Below are 16,162 nucleotides of genomic sequence, written 5' to 3' on the forward strand. Positions count from 1 at the left end.
GGCACTGCGGCTCATACAGTGCATTGCTCAGCGCAGCGCTGGACCACGGCGAGCACATCAAGGCGGTCATCGCCACCGCGAAGAACCTGAACGCCACCCTGCGAACCGATGGAGTGAACCATGTCCCACAACGTCATTGAAAGCCTGGTCGTGGGAAAGCAAAGCGCCGAGCGCTGTGAAGATGTATTGCATGTCTCGGAACACTACATTGCCATCATCGACGGCGCCACCTCACTGGCAGACCACGGCGAGCGCAAGCGGCCGGGCAGGATCATCGCCGAACTGCTGGACGCTGCCCTGCACGAGATGGCACCGGACCTGCAAGCACGCGACTTCTTCAGTATCTTGAGCTATCGCATCACTCAAAGCCTGGCGCCGATCTGGCGCGCTCAGGAAGAACGCCCCACGGCTTCGATGCTGGTGTACTCGGTGAGTCGCGCCGAAGTATGGGTGCTGGGAGACGGCTGGGTCGGCATCGACGGGCACCTGCAACAGTTCAGTATTCCCTATGCCGATGCCTACACCTTTCTTCGGTGCGCCTACCTGCACACCTTGATTGCCTCGGGCACGCCGGTGGCATCCCTGCTGGAGCGCGATGCGGCACAGGCCTTGATCGCACCCTTCATCCGCAACCAGGCGAAGATGCAAAACCGGCTGCCACCGCCTTATGGCTACGGCATCATGGACGGCGCTCCAGCCTGCGCCGAATATGTGCGCGTGCTGCCCGTGGGCGCGGGCCGGGAAGTGATTCTGGCGTCCGACGGCTATCCCGCGATCAAGGACAGCCTCGCCGCCACGGAGAGCTATCTGCACGAGCTGCTGCGCAAAGATCCGCTGATGATCCACGAGCATCCCCAGGTCAAGGGAATGCAGCCGGGACAGGTCTCTTTCGACGATCGCAGCTACGTCCGGTTCACGGTACCGGCGCAATGCTAGAGGGGCGGCATCAGTCCGTGGCCGGCGGCTACCGTTGACCGGCAATGCGGCACGACCTACGATGCACCCAGGGCCTCGACCCCGCGTTTGCCATCCAGACTGCGGGCCTGCCTCCTTATCAGGACGGCGATTGGGATGTCGATGCCCCGGCCGAAAAATTGAGGACCATCCCGGCCGCCTTCGCCGCTGACTTTATCGACTGGATCAGCCGCGTCCCCGACTCCGCCTTGAGCCATGAATAGGACTTCTATTCATGCGCGCCATTGCATGACGCCAGACGGCAGCGGGACACGCCCGACACCCCAGGGCACACACGGTCCGCATGACCTGTTGATGCCCATGCCCACGACACCTCTATCCCCTGCTGCCTCGCCCGCGCCCATCCGCCCACTGACCGTCCTGGCCTTCACGGCCGGCGTGTCCATCTCCAGCATCTACTACCACCAGCCGCTGCTGACAGGCATCGGCGCCACCTTCGCCAGCGATGCCGGCTGGGTGGGCGCCGTGGCCGCGGCCACGCAGATCGGTTTCGCGGCCGGCATGCTGCTGATCTCGCCACTGGGCGACCGCATGGACCGCCGTCGCCTCATCGTGTGGCAGGCGGCCGGCGCCTGCCTCGCGCTGCTGGCCGCCGCCCTGGCCCCCACGCTGGCCGTCCTGACGGGGGCCAGTTTCCTGCTGGGACTGTTCGCCACCATGGCCCAGCAGGCCGGCCCCTTTGCCGCCGAGCTGGTGCCCTCTGAGCAGCGCGGCTGGGCCATCGGCCGGGTGATGAGCGGCCTGTTGCTGGGCATCTTGCTGGCTCGCGCGTTCGCGGGCTTCATCGGCGCACAGTGGGGCTGGCGCATGGTGTTCGCCGTGGCCATCGCCGCCGTCGCGCTGATGGCAGCGATGGTCTGGCGCACCCTGCCACCCACGCAGCCCGGCGTCACCCTGCCCTACGGGCCACTGATCGCCTCGCCCTGGCAATTGGCGCGGGAGCTGGCGCCCCTGCGTGAAGCGGCGTTGACGGGCGCAGCGCTGTTCGCCGCCTTCAGCCTGTTCTGGACCACCCTGGTGCTGCTGCTGAGCGCACCGCCTCTGCATCTGGGCGCGCGCGAGGCGGGACTGTTCGCCCTCATCGGCGTGGTCGGCGTACTGGCCGCGCCCTGGGCCGGCAGGATGACCGACCGTCACGGGCCCCTGCCCGTGATCTGGGCGGCCATCACCCTGATGGCCACCGCCTTCATCGTTCTGTGGCTCGGCGCCGCATCCATCACAGGCCTGGTGGCGGGCGTGGTGGCCCTGGACGCGGGCCTTCAGATCATGCAGACCGCCAACCAGTCCCGCGTGTTTGCCCTGCGGCCGCAGGCCAAGAGCCGGCTCAACACGGCCTACATGGTGTGCTATTTCATGGGCGGCGCGCTGGGGTCTGCCGCTGGCTACCTGGCCTGGCAAGGGTGGCGCTGGCCGGGGGTGTGCATGGTGGGTCTGGGCTTTGTGCTGATTGCAGCGATCAGCCACGCATGGCCACGCGCTGAAAGCAAGCCCTGAACGGCCTCCGGCCTTGGGGCCTCACCTGCGTCACTGGCAACTAGGCCCTCGGAGAACGCAGCGCATCCAGCGTGAATCGCCCGTCTTCGACACCCACTTCCTGAAGATCGGCCTTGCCCAGGTAGGCCTCTATCTTGCGCCGCTCCGACAAGATGCGCCCGCGCAATTCCGCGTGCGTCCACCAGGCGGCCCGGGAGACGCCGAAATAGTTCACGGCCGTGCATGCCACCTCTGCGATTTCGGGCCAGTGGCGGCGCAGCGTCATCACGTAGCGCCGCTTGGCGTAGATCTTGCCGATCAACAGCAGCCGGTCGATGCCGGCACCCCGCATCAGCGCGCGCGAAAACTGTATGTTCTCCTTGGTGTTGCTTGAAGCCATCTCCAGAATGATGGCGCGGCGGTCAAGGCCGGCCTCCACCAACTGGACCGCCAGTTCTTCGGCTTCGCTGAACCGGCCGCCCTGCGTCCGTCCGCCTGAGATGATGAGCGTCCCGAAATAGCCCATCCGGTACAGGAGGGCAGTCCGTGCCACGAGCGGCGGCTGGGCATGCCGGCTGCCAAAGAGCAAGGCAAACCGGCTGCGGCACAGGCGTGTGCGCGGGGCAATGTAGTCAATCAGCCGCGTTCTCGATTCGAACCTGTCTTGCATCCCGCCATCGCCTCCCTTGAGTAGCGGCACGAAGCCTTGCGGAGCCTCCTCACCTTCGCGCACCAGCGACATGGTCGCGCAGATCGACGCCACCCGCTAGTCTTCAACACGGTTTGGAACATGCCATGCAGGATGCACAGAGATGCTGGGTCGCCTGACCGAGATCGACCGGAATACACGCCTTGTCGCATCCTGGCCCGGCGACGCACCGGCCCCCGCACCTTGCGGGGCATACAACTGTTTCTGACGATGCACGCCCCCATGGCCTAACGGTGGAATGACTTCAGACTGGACTGCGTCTGGTGGAAGGTTGGTCATGCCCTCAGCAGGCTCAAAAGGCGAACAGGAGCCAAAGCAGCATCATGGTGAGTAACACCAGCGCGGAGGTCGCTAGGCGCCAAAGGAACAAGCTCTTCGTCGCAGCTGCGTTGGCTTCCGTAAGCTGGGCTTTCTCTGTGTTTGTCTCCCGAAGCTTTTGGTTCTTTTGCACTACCACTTCCTTTAGCTTGTTGACCTCCGCTTGGTGCTCTGTACTGGTCCGACGTTCGGTGGTCAAGTTTCCGCGCACTTCCAAGATATCGACCTTAGCCTTCTCAAGTTCCAGTTCGACGGAGGACTTCTCCGTCTTTACTCGGTCGAGCGATTTCACAAGCTCTTTGTTCTCAGCCAGCAGGTATTCCCTCGACTTGGGGTCGCTCAACATCCGGCCTCCGATCCATCCCGAAAACAGCCCCTTGAGCCATTCCACATGGCGCTCCATGTCCCCCTTAGTAGCGCAATTTTCGGCGACGTTGAACTGCAATTTTTCGGTAACCCGCATCTCGAACAACGCCAACCCAGCGCTGAAGAAGTCCTTTGCCTTTGTTTCTCCTGTGGCGTGCGTGTGCCAGACTGACCTGCTCGGTTTAGTCGAGACAGTTTTTCCTAGAAGACGGCGGGTTGCGGTTCTTTGCGGAGTTCGAGTTTGAACTCTGCCGGGGTCAAGTATTGCAGGCTGCTGTGGGGACGTACCTCGTTGTAGTGATTGCGCCAGGCTTCGATCAGGGCAGCGGCTTCGCGGCGCGAACGGAACCACTCGATGGACAGACACTCGTCGCGGAACTTGCCGTTGAAGCTTTCGTCGGTGCCGTTCTGCCAGGGCTTGCCGGGATCGTTGAGCACGGTGGCAATGCCCGAGGCTGAGATCCACTCCAGGATCGCCTGGCTGACGAACTCGGGGCCATTGTCCGAGCGCATGAACAGCGGCGCCCCGTGCAGGCTGACCAGCCGCGAAAGCACCTCGATCACGCGCTTGGAACGGATGGCCCCAGCCACGTCGATGGCCAGGCACTCCCGGGTGTATTCGTCCACCACGGTCAGGCACTTGATCTGCTGACCGCTGGCCGTGGTGTCGAAGACGAAGTCATAGGCCCAGACCATGTTGGCCTTGAACGGCGTGTGGATGCGCGGGCGCAGCGATGCGATGCGCTTGCGCGGCCGTTTCCGGGGCACCAGCAGGCCCGCCTGACGCCACAGCCTGTGCGTGCGAGACCAACTCAGCTCGAAGCCCTTGCGACGCAGGAATACGCGAATGCGGCGATAGCCGTAGCGCGGATACATGGCCGACAGTTCCTTCATCGCCGCAAGCACCGGCGCATCCTTGGCGGGCAAGCGCAACTCGTAACTGGGCGTGGCGCGTGACATGCCGATGAGCCCGCAGGCGCGGCGCAGACTCAAGCCACGTGCGCGCACGAAGGCCAGTTGCTCGCGCCGAGCCAACGGGCTCACCATTTTTTTGCGTTGATCTCCTTGAGAATCTCGAGGTCCAGATCTCGCTCGGCAAGAAGCTTCTTCAGCCGGCTGTTCTCAAGCTCCAGGGCCTTCAGACGCTTGACGTCGGCCGCTTCCATCTGGCCGAAGTGTTTGCGCCAGGCATAGATGGTGGCTTCGCTGACCTTGTGCTTCTTGGCGGCCTCGGCCACCGTCGTTCGATCTGCTTCGCGCAGGATCGTGACCATTTGCTCTTCTGAAAATCGACTCTTCTTCATCGGCTCCTCTCCGGGCGGGAGCCATCTTCCTAGAAATCAATGTCTCGGAGAAACCGGGCAGGTCAATATCCCTTACGCGCTCCGTGCTGCCAACAGAGGCGTTGAACGAACTCTTATCGTGGCGAGTGCCGTCAGCGTTCCACGATGCCTGCATGTTCTTTGCGCTGGTGTGCTTCTTTTTGGCAATGTGGATGTGGCGTTGCAGAGGAATTCTTGGATCTTCGGGGTCTACGCGATACATCCAATCCTTGTTCCCCGACGGCATCCAGATGCTTTCCAACGTGATTTGCAGATTGCAGCGGTGAAGCGCATCGGTCGAGAGAAGAACAGAAATTTCCTCTGGCTCCGCGTCGGCCTCCTGCCCCCTCAGAATTTCAGCCAATTTCATATGAGTCGTCCCTTCAGAAGTTCTCGTTCAACCATACCAAATGCGCGAGCACGGCAAATGGTTGCTGTTGATTCCGGGGCTGGTTGTCGGCATTGACACCGGGCGCGGCCACTGCCGCGCCCGGATTTTTGAAGTTCACCGCGCCCAGACCGGAACGGCCTGGGCGCGGCGCTGCCGAAGGCTATTCCTTCGTCTCGATGATCCACTACACGGCGCGCACCAAGGCACGGCCCGTGATGGGATGAATGTCGGTGAGGTCAGTACGGGCCGACCAGCCCGAGGGTGGGCGGTAGCCGCGCACTTCGCTATCGCCGTGCCAGCGGCGGGTGCGTACCGTGCCGGGGGCGTAGATCGCCGCCATGCGCGGGCGGCTGGTGGTGGTGTGGGTCATGGAGGCTTCTCCTTCCAGCAAAGCGCCCCGGTCGAGGCCGGGGCGCTTGCCTTCAGCGTGGGTCAAGCGGCCAGCGCCTCGGCGTGTTCATCCGCCATTGCCTCGGCATCCTCCGGGGCGTCCTGCTCCGGGCCTGCCACCTGCGCGGCATCCTGCGGGCCTTCGGCCTTGAAGATGGCAGGCATCCAGCCCGTGCCATCGGCCAGCCGCTCGGCTTCGCTGGCAATGTCGGCCTTCTTGAGCTTTGCCAGTCGGGTGACGGATTCCGGTGCAAACGCGCCCACGGCATCCAGAATCACGGCCTTGGAAACGTGCTTGAAGTAGCCTTCGGCGGTCGGCTGCCACCATGTGGCCATGTCGAGGCCCACGGCCTGCGCCAGTTCCGCGCCGGGTTGGCGCGGCGTGGCGCGAGGCGTCACCACGTCCACCGTGGACGCCACGCACACGGCCAGCAGCTTGACCAGTTCATCTTGCGGCTTCGCCAGCAGCGCGGCGAACAGTTCGGCGCTGTCCTCCGGCAACCCTTCACCGGCCACCTGTTGCAGTTCGCGCAGTGCCACGGCGGCGGCGGAGTGAGGCCAGTCCGGGGCCATGCCTTCCAGCCGGTCTTGCAGTTTCAGGCTCACGCCCAGCGGCAAGGAATCACGCTTGAAGCCATAGCGGCTTTCCTGCAAGACGGCCTGCACCATGCCATGTACCACGGCAGCCAGCGCAGCTTGTGGATGCCGTGCGACTTCGATTTTCAGTGCGGCGGTGCGGTGGGCGCTTAAGCGTTGCGCCAGCCGGTCGGACATGGCAGCGGTCTTGGGTTGCTCGTCGTTCTCGGCTTCGCCTTCGCCGCTGAAACCTTGGCGCAACCGTTCCAGTGTGCGCAGAGCCTTGGCCTCGGCCTCGCGCATCAGGCCGCGATGAATCACGGCCTCGCCATTGCGGTCGATGGTGACGATGGCACCGGCCGCGGCCTTCACGTTCGCGCCGTAGTCTTGCAAGCCATCTTCCAGTGCCTGCAGCTGCTCGCCCAGGGCTTCGCCTTCCTCCTGCAAAGCGTCGACCTTGTCCTCGTCGTCGGCGTCCATCGCAGCATCCACCGCTTCGGCAACCTCCTGCATCTTGGCTTGCAGCTTCTCGATGCGTGCGGCTTCGCGCTTATTCGGCTCGCGCCGCTCTCTCGGCGCACGCTGGAAGGCGTGCAGATCGGCATGGGGCACGCCCGGCGTGGCATCCACCCACGCCCAACCCTCGGCGCGGACAGTGGCGGCGATGCCTGCCAGCTTGTCTTGCGCCAGCCGTTCCAGCAGCGCGGCGTCGTTGAGGTACACGCCCGCATCGCCTTCCGCGAACAGGTCGCGGCGGATGCCGCCGCCTGCGGCTTCGTAGCCGTCCAGTCCGACGAAGCGCACCAGCGGATGCCGGTAAGCGTCGATTTCCCTTTCGGTGAGGCGTTCGCGCAAGTGCGAGGGATGGCGCTGCCACTGCGGTGCATCGTAGAACGCGCTTTCCTGCGCGGCGTGGTCGTCGGTGATGGCAAGGGCCATCAACTGGTCAAGGCTCACGGCATCGGCGCGATAGTCCGCCATCAGGCGCGGCGAGACATTCGCCAGCTTCAAGCGGCGCTGCACCACCAGCGGCGTGACGCTGAAATCCGCCGCTATGTCCTCGATGGGGCGGCCCTCGGCCACCAGTGCCGCGAATGCTTCAAACTGGTCTGCCGGGTGCATGGCCTCGCGCTGCACGTTTTCGGTGAGACTGGCGGTGCGGGCCGTGCCATCGGCCACCTGCAAGCAAGGGACCTGCCAATCCTTGGCGATGCGGTGCTTCTTCGCCAGCAGCTTGAGGGCGGCAAGGCGACGGCCACCGGCCACGACTTCGTAGTGCTCGCCATCGCTGGACAGGATCACGATCAAGTTTTGCAGCAGACCCACGCGCTGGATGCTCGCGGCCAGTTCGGGAATGGACATGCGCGGGGTCTTGCGCACATTGCGGCCCGTGGGGCGCAGCACCAGCCGCGACAGCGGCACCAGGATCATGTGCTTGCTCGGGTCGGCGGTTTGCAGCGCGCTGGCCGAACTGCTGGCGGCGGCGTTGAGGGCTTGGGCTTCGGTCTGGATAACGGCGTTCATGGTGAATCTCCAATCGAATGAAACGAACAGGGAATGGAGGGGAACCGCCCCTCCGGCGGGCGATATGCGTGTAGGGGGTCAGGCCTTGAGCTGGCGCATGCCATCGGCCAGCAGCCACAGGGCGCGGTTCAGGCGAATGTCGGAATCAATGCCCTGCACGGGGCGGGTGCTCTGGCGGCGTCCGCTGGCGCTGCGGCCGTGCAATCCACCCTTGGTCAGGTTCTCCTGCGTGCGGTTGAACACGCTCCACAGGTCGGGGCGGCGGTCATCGAACCGGCGCGGCATCAGGATTTGCGATTCCGTGATGGGTGCGGGCTTGGCCGGGTCGTCGTACTTGAGGGCCAGTGCAGCACGGGCGAACACTCCGGATTCGCCATCGTCCAAGGTGACGGCGCGCATGGCATCGCGGGAATCGCGCACGCGGTCAAAGCCGCTCAGTACCTGATACGCGCCTTCGATCACCAGCCCGGCCACGTCGCCTTTGTGGGGCACGCGCACATCTGCCACGGTGTCACCGCAGACAAGGCCATTGCTGCAAACGAAGCGGAACTGACCCGCCAGCATCTGATAGCTGCTGGTGCCATCGTGCGAGTTCAGCAGCACGATTTCGTTAGCCTCCGCGCCGTTGATCTGGCTGGCATGGCGCAGGCGCAGCATGTGTTTGGCGTGCTCGCGCTTGCCTTCATCGCGCACGCGGGTCTGCGTCACCATGAAGGGCTGAAACCCTTCCTTGCGAAGCTCGGTCAGAACGGCGGCGGTGGGGATGTAGCTGTACCGCTCGGAACGGCTCTCATGGGGCGCATCCGCGAAGATGGACGGAGCCACGCGCCGGATTTGGTCATCGGACAGCGGGTAATCGCTGCGCAGCGAAGGGGTACGGGAAGCGAAACGGGATGCGAGTTGCATGTCTTTCTCCTGAACAAAAAAGGCTGTTGAAGAAAACCGCACACCGGATTCCAAGATTCGGAGCCCAGCCTTTCGGCTGTTCGGTGCGGTCGGCACGAGGAACCCGGTTGGCCCAGTTGCCACCGTCTTTCCTGAGTTCATCGCCCGCGACGAAGGGGAGCCCGTGGACGGGGGACGTCAAGGAGGCAAGCGCAGGGTTGGTGCGGCCCGCAGCGCAGCGAGGACACGGCCCTGCGCGCCTTGACGGCACACGACCGCGGGCTACAGTCGCGGACAAGGTGATGAAGTCAGGGAAGACGGCAGGACATGGCAACGGCCACTTCCACCGCCGACCGCATGGCAAGCGAAGCGCGCAGGCCCGAAGCTGGAAGCCGGGCCGGAGGCGTCAGCCGAGCGGAGCGAGGGAACGATGGAAGCCCGAAGGGGCGAGACGCCGCAGGCGGCTCGATGCGAAGCACGACAGCGCGACCGGCCATCTCTCAGGTGGCTGGGGACGCCCGAACGCAAAGTGGCCTTTACGATGACGCCATGCCCGCGACAGAACACGCCGGTTCCGACGATCCCCTGGAACACATGCTCCAGCGCTCGGAGGCCTTGCACGAACGATTCAACGAACTGCTGGACTATGCCGAATTCGACGGCTCTCCGCGCGGCGAAGCAGCTCTGGGCATGTGCCTGGTCGCCATGGAACACGCCACGGCCTTGCATGCCCTGATGGCGCTGGGCATGCCGACATCGGCCGTCAGCCTGATGCGGCTGCAGTTCGAAGCGCTGACCCGTGCGATGTGGCTCATCTATGCGGCCCCCGAGACGGCCATCGAGAAGCTGTCGGCACCGCTCACGCTGGAAGCCGAACAGGCCGCCAAGAACCTGCCCAGCGCGAAGGACATGATCGATCAGATCGGCAAGCGGGTTGGACAGGACGCGCCGGCAGCGGCCCACCAGATGCTGGTCCACTTCAAGGACATCTCCTGGAACGCCATGAACTCGTTCGTGCACGGCGGCATCCATCCCCTGCGACGCAATGCCGATGGCTTCCCCGTGCACCTGGCTCTGCAGGTGCTGCGCAACTCGAACGGTCTGAGCACCATGACGGCCATGACAATGGCCGTCCTCACCGGCGATGAAGCCATCACAAGGCCGATGAGCAAGGTCCAGCCGGCATTCGCCGACTGCCTGCCGGATCTGCTCAAGCCCTGAGAATCAGGGCGTCGATGACGCCCTGATGGCGGGTCAGACAACGACCCGCCCGGCTAGCCGCGCATCACGCGCGTAGGCGCTCAAGCGCTTCTCCGCACGAGAGTGCAGATCACGCTCGACCGGCAAACCCATCCGCCCGCGCACGGTTGCCAGCTCCTGCAGACTGACCCAGCCAAGCTCCGGGGCGCCCAGGCCCAGGTCGCAAAGACCGAAGGCATGGTCGTGGTCGTCAGGATCGATCTCGGTCAGCAGCCAGGTCGCGCCGGCGTCCGGCGTGAACAGCTTGACCACGGGCGCCGGATCGAAGTCGGTGTCCTGCAGCGATTCGCGGCCGTTGGCCAGCAGCAGCACGCGTTGCGCGTCGGTAATGAGGGCGTTCATGTTGAACTCCAGAAGAAATGCCGGGCGGGATTGCCCGCAGCCTCCGGGTCACGGCGCAGCGCAGCGGTCAAGGTTCGAAGACGGCCGCCCAGGCCGCCAGCGCATCGCGGATGCGCGCCGACCTTGACGGCGAGAACGACGTGGCACGCTGGGTGCAACAGCAAGCCAGCCCCACCCTCCGTCTTGCAACGGTCTCGTGCCATACCATGGCACGCTGTCTACAGCACAGGAAAAACCGGGAGCCCATGCGGCTCCCGGTTGCGCGGGTTCAGATCAGCCCGCGCTCGGCAAAGGACAGGATCGTCGGCCCAGCCACGATCAGGTGATCGATGACCCGCACGTCCACCAGCGACAGCGCGCTCTTGAGCGTCTGCGTCAGCATCTCGTCCGCCCGCGACGGCTCGGCCACACCCGACGGATGGTTGTGCACCAGAATCAGCGCCGCCGAATTGCGCGCCAGGGCTTCCTTGACGATCTCGCGCGGGTACACCGATGTCTGGCTTATCGTGCCCCGGAAGATCTCCACGTACTCGATGACGCGGTGCTGCGCATCCAGGTGGATCACCGCGAACACCTCGTGTTCAAGCGTGCCCAGCCTGATACGCAGGAAGTCGCGCACCGCCTGCGGCGACGACAGCATCTCGGTACCGCGCAACTGGCTCGCCAGCACCCGCAACGCCGCCTGCAGCACCTCGGCTGGCTCGGCCGAGCGGTACTCGCCCGCAACATCGCGAACCAGCAGTGAACCAGCAGCAGAAGAATCAGCAACGAAGGAATCGAGGGAAGAGAACAGATCGTGCGACATGGCGAACTCCAGTCATCGGGCGGGATTGCCCGAGACCGGAACCGACACGCCGCAGCGCAGCTGTCACAGGTTCAACGACGGCCGCCAGGCCGCAAGCGCACGAGTGCGCGCAGACCTTGACCGCGAGAACGGTGTGCAAGGATGAAGGGAACAGCAAGCCAGCCGTCCCCACAGCGCGCGCCCGCATCTCACTGGCAAGCGCAGCGCGCAGCGGCAAAGCCGCGGAGGCATCAGCGATGGGAGCCGAAGGGTCGAGACGCCGCAGGCGGCTCGATGCGCAGCACGGACAGCGCGGCCCGGCATCGCCGGGGACGCCCGAACCTGGCTACTGTGATGGCAACTGTTTGATTTCGGCGATGAACTGCAGTTGCTGGAGGTACTCGGAATGGGTCTTCGCCAGCCATCGGACGACGGCGGCGTTTTCCAGAAGCGTCTTGCCGATGTATGTCTTGATGATCTCCAACTGCAAGTTGGCCGGGCCGTAGCCTTCTTCCAGCAACCGGGTGTCCGCCTGCACCGCCGCCAACTCCCGCTCCAGGCGCTGTAGCGCCTCCGTCGGCCCGCCCCGTTGCGCCTTGGCGGACGCCTCCTCGGTCAACTGGTCGGGCGACGTCGCCTGTAGCATGGCCAACGCTAGCTTCGCGGAATAGTTGCCAAGATTGATCATGGCCTGTGCCACGTCGATCTGCCGAAACGGCTTCATCTGCTTCAACGCGCGGAACACGGCATAGGTAGCCGGTTTGTCCGCCAGCAGCGCCACGGCTTCGCTGCAGATGCCGTCCAGCAGCTTGAACTGCTGGCGGATGGCACCAGGCGTCACATCCAGAACGTCGGCCAACTGCTGCACCGACACGCCCCGCTCGGCAGCCCGGACGATCATCCGATGCTCCTGCACCACCGAGAGACGGTTGACGCGCTTGTTGTAGGTGTAGCCCTCGTCGTCCGTCGAGATCAGGCACAGCGCCTTCTGCGCACCCCGGTCTCGCAAGGCTTCCAGCCGCATGCGGCCATCCAGCACGATGAACGAGCCGACGCTCTGCCGGCTGTGGGCAACGACGATCGGCTCAACCAGGCCGATGGCCTGCACCGAGGTGCACACCTGCTTGTATTTGACGGTCTCCTTGATACCGGTCGGCGGCGGTATCTCCACATGGAGCAGGTCCAGTGCGATCTCCATGCAGTCGCGCTCGAACCCGAGCCGTACCGACTTCGGCGGCTTCTTGCTCATCGCATTAGCCCTCCGCGTGGCGCCAGTTCCGCGAGCGGTTGCGGAACGCTACCCAGCTTCTCCACCTTCAACAGGGCGCAGAAGTCCTTGCTGGCGAAAAGCTCCTTGAAGATCTGCCGCGCCAGCAGCAGTGATTTCTGCGTGTACTCGGCCTTCTTCTGGATACGACGATGCATGTCCACGTCACGCTGATAGAGCTTCGTGAGTTCCTCCGGACTCATCTGTCGCCGGGAGGGCCCTTTGGCGAAAGAGTTGTTGCCCTTCTTTCCGCTGCGCTCCCGCTGTTCCAGGATCTTGCGAACGACAGTGACCTTGCGGCCCTTCAGTTCGCCACTCTCGTAGGCATCCAGCAGAAGCTGCTGAGCCTCGCTGCCGCTGGCCCGCGAGATGCTGACCGCCAGGTGCAGTGGAATGTGGCCGGCCTCCGTTGCCGCCAGCAGGCGTTTCTCCCCGCGTTCCAGCAGATTGGCCACGTTGTTGACCCAGGACGCGGTGCAGCCGAGCTTGCCCGCGACCTCGCTGTCGGTGTAGCCCCGCTGCTTCAGCACGCGAACCTGCTCCAACGTCTCCACCGCCCGGGGCGTTCGCCGCGCGACGTTTTCCACGATGCTCATGACGTGGCCTGTCTCTTCGTCCACGTCAACGACCAGCGCGGCAATCTCGGTCTGCCCGAGCATCTTGCAGGATTCCAGCCGCCCCTGCCCGCAAATCAGCGCGTATGGCGTGGTCCCCTCCCCTGACGAAACACGGCGCACCGTAATAGGCCGCTTGAGCCCCACCTGGTCGATGCTGTCGGTGATCGTCTTGTGGATCTTCGCGTTACGGACGCGAGGATTCGCCACCGTGATGTCGCTGATCGGGATCATCTCGATGCGTGCGGAAGATGACGTCATGCGGCCTCCTGCAGGGAAACACGCCCCGCCAACTGATAGAAGAAATCCAGGGAATCGGTGCGGTACGCATCCAGCGTGAACCCGTTGTCCTCCAGCGTCGGCAGCGCGTCGGCCGAGAAGTCGATGGCCGGAAACACGTAGTAGTCGAAGGCACGCTGATTCCCAGGATCCATGCGCGCCACCACCGTGATGTCCGGCTGGAGGCTGGCATCGAACCGGATCCGCCAGCGGTGCGATCCGGCGGGCGTTGGCTTGCACCGTGCGATGACCAGCGATACCGTGAACTCGCCGTTGACAGTAAGCAGGTCGGTGCCGGGATCGCGCACCGTCCAGCTGCCCGCAGCCTGGATGCTGGCCGCCATCTCTTCGATCAGTTCCGGATGACGCCGGCGCAGCGAACGGTTGATCTCAAGGTAGGCGTAGTCACGCCGAGGCGTGTAGCCGATAAGACTGTAGGCCCGCAACAGGCTCCCGAACCGGCTGCGGTAGGCCGAGCTGGAAGGCGCATCGTCGTCTTCGTCGATGACCATGCCCGACAGTGCACCGTGCTTCTCCAGCGTCTGGCGAAGCAGATCCAGAAGCTCCGCGTCATCCAGATGACGAGAGCGGGCCATGATGATCGCCTGCGCCTGCACGAACAGGTGCACGGGAACGATCGCCTCGAATGCACCATCCCGTCGGACCCACTTGTCTGGCGGGTTGCGCACGTGCTTGACCTTGAGCTTGAACGACGTGCGGTTGTAGACGTTGTTCCCGATGTACTTCTCGTTGGTCAGGATCTGGTGAATCGAGCCGCGCGACCAGAGCGTGCCGGCATCCGACAGAATGCCTTCGTGGTTCAGTACCGAGGCGATGACGCGCTCGGGCATGCCTTCCTCCAGGAAGAGCCGGTAGATGCGGAGCACCACGGCGATCTCTTCGGGCGGACCGGGCACCAGCACCACGCGGTCGGTCTGGATGCTTTTCTTCTCGCCGCGCGACAGCAGTCCTTTGACGTTGTGCTGCTCGTCGATCAACTGCCGTCGCAGCCCGTAGCCGGGCGCGCCTCCCTGGCGGTAGCCGTGCTGAACGATGTTGCAGGCACCGGCGAAGACCTTGACCGACAGCTCCCGGCTGTATTCCGCCGCCATGCTGCGCTTGATGCCGATGAACACCGTCGAAGGCAGAGAGCCGTCGTTGTTGAACGGCTCGGCGCAATAGATCACGCGGATGCCGCGGCTCTTGCACGCATGTTCGTAGACCGCCGCCTCGTCAGGGTCGGGGAAGCGTCCCCATCGGCTTACGTCGTACACCAGCACGGCGCTGAAACCAGGGTTGGGTTGCTTGACGTCGTGCAGCAGCGACTGCAAACCGCTGCGCCCCTTCAGATTCAGGCCACTCTTACCGGAGTCCGTGTAGGTCCGGACGATCTGCATCCCGTGGCGGGCCGCGTACTCAGCAATCCGTTCGGCCTGGTTCTCCGTCGAGTACCTCTGATGCTCGGTGGACATGCGAACGTACTGGGCCACCGGAACTCCGGCTTCCCCCGAGTCATCATCACTGTTCAGTCCAGCATGATTCAGCACCCGCGCGCCCAACCTCTTTTTGAGAACTTCTACATCTCTGAATGGTTGGGAAGATGCATGTCGTTGTGATGACATGCTGCACGAGCCCCTTCAGCGCCTGCTATCCAGTCGTTGTTTTCAAGAGGGTGACGTAGTGATCAAAGCAGGCCACCGCCACTTCGAGCTGTTGGACGTTGACCTCTCGCACCTGGTTCAAGTCCAGTGGATCCGTTCCACCGAAGCCGTAACTGATGGAGATCTGACCGGGTACTGGCACGTCGTGAACGTAGCCGTATCCCCTGGGCTCCAGGCGGGTCTTCTGTACGACAGTCCGTGTCACCGTCCGGGTGATCCCCCTGGAGAACCGCGGAGCGATGCTGTGGCTGGCACGATTGCGGAAATCCGACGTCGCCTGACGATTGGATTGATCGTCCAGTTTTCTCAGTGCGGTCAGTAGATGCGCTCCTTCCGGCCATCTGGCGACGATGTGCGCGAGCTGTGCCTCTTTCTTGCGGCGCGTGGGATAACTTGGTTTCTCCCACGGCAGTTGGTCGAGCGGCAGACGGTCCGGATACGAAGGATCGACAGACCGTAGAACCTGATGCATGCCGTTCGTGACCACGAAGGTGATCGTGTCGCGCAGTGCGCTCGGTTGGAACAGGCAGTAGGTGGCCAGCGGCGTGACGAACTCATGTTCCAGTTCCCAGCGCTCATCCTCCGAGTAGTCGCCCATGACTATTTGCCAGGCGTGCCAACGCCGCAGTGCCCCGAGCCACGCGTTCAGGTTGTTGGTCAGCTCCCGAAGCTCGTCCTCGATCAGCATGTCGCCCATGGTGGGCCATCGCAGGCGCTTCAGGTCGACTGCGTCATAAGGGAGATAGGTTCGACTCGGGATGCAGCCCGGTTGGCCGCGCACCAAGAGATAGGCATCGAATGCCTGTTTCAGTAGTGACTCGTGTTCTTCTGGGGTCATTGCCAACATCCGTTTCCGGCTGAGCGTAGCGCGCAACAGCCATGTTGCGGAGCCGTCAGGCTCAAAGCCTGATGACCACGATTTGGCATAAGCGTGGTGCACAACCCGCGAGCCCGGCGGCGTAATACCGCGACGACCGAAGCCAACGGAGATTCACTGCACAGTAAACAACACCTGCCGAGCGAATA

The 16,162-nt window shown here is 63.9% G+C and carries 15 protein-coding genes and 1 pseudogene; 3 read left to right on the forward strand and 13 right to left on the reverse strand.

Annotated elements, in window-relative coordinates; all coding sequences use genetic code 11:
* The first annotated feature begins 120 nt into the window (after nucleotides 1-120).
* Together L1Z78_RS16860 and L1Z78_RS16865 are read left to right on the forward strand one after the other, a co-directional pair.
* Nucleotides 121-936 (forward strand): hypothetical protein, encoded by an 816-nt coding sequence (locus L1Z78_RS16860; protein WP_234637540.1) that lies wholly within the window; start codon nucleotides 121-123, stop codon nucleotides 934-936.
* Nucleotides 937-1,275: 339 nt separating this feature from the next.
* Nucleotides 1,276-2,469 carry an MFS transporter gene (locus tag L1Z78_RS16865; protein ID WP_234637541.1) on the forward strand — a complete coding sequence of 398 codons (1,194 nt, stop codon included), beginning with the start codon at nucleotides 1,276-1,278 and terminating at the stop codon, nucleotides 2,467-2,469.
* Between the two features lie 40 nt (nucleotides 2,470-2,509).
* On the opposite strand, the gene L1Z78_RS16870 is transcribed toward L1Z78_RS16865, so the two are convergent.
* The 7 genes and pseudogenes from L1Z78_RS16870 to L1Z78_RS16895 all read right to left on the reverse strand — a co-directional run bounded on the left by L1Z78_RS16870 (nucleotide 2,510) and on the right by L1Z78_RS16895 (nucleotide 8,950).
* Nucleotides 2,510-3,190 (reverse strand): YdcF family protein, encoded by a 681-nt coding sequence (locus tag L1Z78_RS16870; RefSeq protein WP_234637542.1) that lies wholly within the window; start codon nucleotides 3,188-3,190, stop codon nucleotides 2,510-2,512.
* Nucleotides 3,191-3,449: 259 nt separating this feature from the next.
* Nucleotides 3,450-3,953 carry a hypothetical protein gene (locus L1Z78_RS16875; protein WP_234637543.1) on the reverse strand — a complete coding sequence of 168 codons (504 nt, stop codon included), beginning with the start codon at nucleotides 3,951-3,953 and terminating at the stop codon, nucleotides 3,450-3,452.
* A gap of 89 nt (nucleotides 3,954-4,042) precedes the next feature.
* A protein-coding gene (locus tag L1Z78_RS16880) for an IS3 family transposase (protein WP_234637323.1) occupies nucleotides 4,043-5,145 on the reverse strand; the annotation gives its coding sequence in 2 pieces (ribosomal slippage) (nucleotides 4,043-4,887 and nucleotides 4,887-5,145; 1,104 coding nt in all).
* 76 nt (nucleotides 5,146-5,221) lie between these two features.
* Nucleotides 5,222-5,533 (reverse strand): annotated as a pseudogene (locus tag L1Z78_RS28180) (DUF6367 family protein); the annotation flags it as partial.
* 205 nt (nucleotides 5,534-5,738) lie between these two features.
* Nucleotides 5,739-5,924: a hypothetical protein gene (locus L1Z78_RS16885; protein WP_234637544.1), complete on the reverse strand. Its 186-nt coding sequence runs from the start codon at nucleotides 5,922-5,924 to the stop codon at nucleotides 5,739-5,741.
* A 62-nt stretch (nucleotides 5,925-5,986) separates the two neighbouring features.
* Nucleotides 5,987-8,044 carry a ParB/RepB/Spo0J family partition protein gene (locus tag L1Z78_RS16890; protein WP_234637545.1) on the reverse strand — a complete coding sequence of 686 codons (2,058 nt, stop codon included), beginning with the start codon at nucleotides 8,042-8,044 and terminating at the stop codon, nucleotides 5,987-5,989.
* A 78-nt stretch (nucleotides 8,045-8,122) separates the two neighbouring features.
* Entirely contained in the window at nucleotides 8,123-8,950 is an 828-nt protein-coding gene (locus L1Z78_RS16895) for a DUF932 domain-containing protein (protein WP_234642196.1), read from the reverse strand.
* Nucleotides 8,951-9,478: 528 nt separating this feature from the next.
* Between L1Z78_RS16895 and L1Z78_RS16900 the strand changes: the two genes are divergently transcribed.
* Nucleotides 9,479-10,150 (forward strand): DUF6988 family protein, encoded by a 672-nt coding sequence (locus tag L1Z78_RS16900; protein ID WP_234637546.1) that lies wholly within the window; start codon nucleotides 9,479-9,481, stop codon nucleotides 10,148-10,150.
* A gap of 33 nt (nucleotides 10,151-10,183) precedes the next feature.
* Here the strand turns inward: L1Z78_RS16900 and L1Z78_RS16905 are convergent, their stop codons facing one another.
* From L1Z78_RS16905 to L1Z78_RS16930, 6 genes are all read right to left on the reverse strand, one after another.
* Nucleotides 10,184-10,531, reverse strand: a complete 348-nt coding sequence (locus L1Z78_RS16905) for a DUF2958 domain-containing protein (RefSeq protein ID WP_234637547.1) — start codon at nucleotides 10,529-10,531, stop codon at nucleotides 10,184-10,186.
* A 268-nt stretch (nucleotides 10,532-10,799) separates the two neighbouring features.
* Entirely contained in the window at nucleotides 10,800-11,336 is a 537-nt protein-coding gene (gene radC / locus L1Z78_RS16910; protein ID WP_234637548.1) for a RadC family protein, read from the reverse strand.
* A gap of 325 nt (nucleotides 11,337-11,661) precedes the next feature.
* Nucleotides 11,662-12,564: a plasmid partitioning protein RepB C-terminal domain-containing protein gene (locus tag L1Z78_RS16915; RefSeq protein WP_234637549.1), complete on the reverse strand. Its 903-nt coding sequence runs from the start codon at nucleotides 12,562-12,564 to the stop codon at nucleotides 11,662-11,664.
* On the reverse strand, nucleotides 12,561-13,457 hold the full coding sequence (locus L1Z78_RS16920; protein ID WP_234637550.1) for a plasmid partitioning protein RepB C-terminal domain-containing protein: 897 nt from the start codon (nucleotides 13,455-13,457) through the stop codon (nucleotides 12,561-12,563). Before L1Z78_RS16920 ends, L1Z78_RS16915 begins: the two co-directional genes overlap by 4 nt.
* Nucleotides 13,454-15,022 (reverse strand): recombinase family protein, encoded by a 1,569-nt coding sequence (locus L1Z78_RS16925; protein ID WP_418921629.1) that lies wholly within the window; start codon nucleotides 15,020-15,022, stop codon nucleotides 13,454-13,456. Before L1Z78_RS16925 ends, L1Z78_RS16920 begins: the two co-directional genes overlap by 4 nt.
* Nucleotides 15,023-15,122: 100 nt before the next feature.
* Nucleotides 15,123-15,974 carry a hypothetical protein gene (locus L1Z78_RS16930; protein WP_234637552.1) on the reverse strand — a complete coding sequence of 284 codons (852 nt, stop codon included), beginning with the start codon at nucleotides 15,972-15,974 and terminating at the stop codon, nucleotides 15,123-15,125.
* Nucleotides 15,975-16,162 lie beyond the last annotated feature (188 nt).

The sequence above is a fragment of the Delftia tsuruhatensis genome, from assembly GCF_903815225.1.
GTDB lineage: Bacteria > Pseudomonadota > Gammaproteobacteria > Burkholderiales > Burkholderiaceae_C > Comamonas > Comamonas tsuruhatensis_A.

Excerpts from the sequence above, each read along its gene's own strand:
- L1Z78_RS16860 (WP_234637540.1), top strand. The coding sequence starts at position 121 with ATGTCCCACAACGTCATTGAAAGCCTGGTCGTGGGAAAGCAAAGCGCC.
- L1Z78_RS16865 (WP_234637541.1), top strand. The coding sequence starts at position 1,276 with ATGCCCACGACACCTCTATCCCCTGCTGCCTCGCCCGCGCCCATCCGC.
- L1Z78_RS16870 (WP_234637542.1), bottom strand. The coding sequence starts at position 3,190 with ATGTCGCTGGTGCGCGAAGGTGAGGAGGCTCCGCAAGGCTTCGTGCCG.
- L1Z78_RS16885 (WP_234637544.1), bottom strand. The coding sequence starts at position 5,924 with ATGACCCACACCACCACCAGCCGCCCGCGCATGGCGGCGATCTACGCC.
- L1Z78_RS16890 (WP_234637545.1), bottom strand. The coding sequence starts at position 8,044 with ATGAACGCCGTTATCCAGACCGAAGCCCAAGCCCTCAACGCCGCCGCC.
- L1Z78_RS16895 (WP_234642196.1), bottom strand. The coding sequence starts at position 8,950 with ATGCAACTCGCATCCCGTTTCGCTTCCCGTACCCCTTCGCTGCGCAGC.
- L1Z78_RS16900 (WP_234637546.1), top strand. The coding sequence starts at position 9,479 with ATGCCCGCGACAGAACACGCCGGTTCCGACGATCCCCTGGAACACATG.
- L1Z78_RS16905 (WP_234637547.1), bottom strand. The coding sequence starts at position 10,531 with ATGAACGCCCTCATTACCGACGCGCAACGCGTGCTGCTGCTGGCCAAC.
- radC (WP_234637548.1), bottom strand. The coding sequence starts at position 11,336 with ATGTCGCACGATCTGTTCTCTTCCCTCGATTCCTTCGTTGCTGATTCT.
- L1Z78_RS16915 (WP_234637549.1), bottom strand. The coding sequence starts at position 12,564 with ATGAGCAAGAAGCCGCCGAAGTCGGTACGGCTCGGGTTCGAGCGCGAC.
- L1Z78_RS16920 (WP_234637550.1), bottom strand. The coding sequence starts at position 13,457 with ATGACGTCATCTTCCGCACGCATCGAGATGATCCCGATCAGCGACATC.
- L1Z78_RS16930 (WP_234637552.1), bottom strand. The coding sequence starts at position 15,974 with ATGACCCCAGAAGAACACGAGTCACTACTGAAACAGGCATTCGATGCC.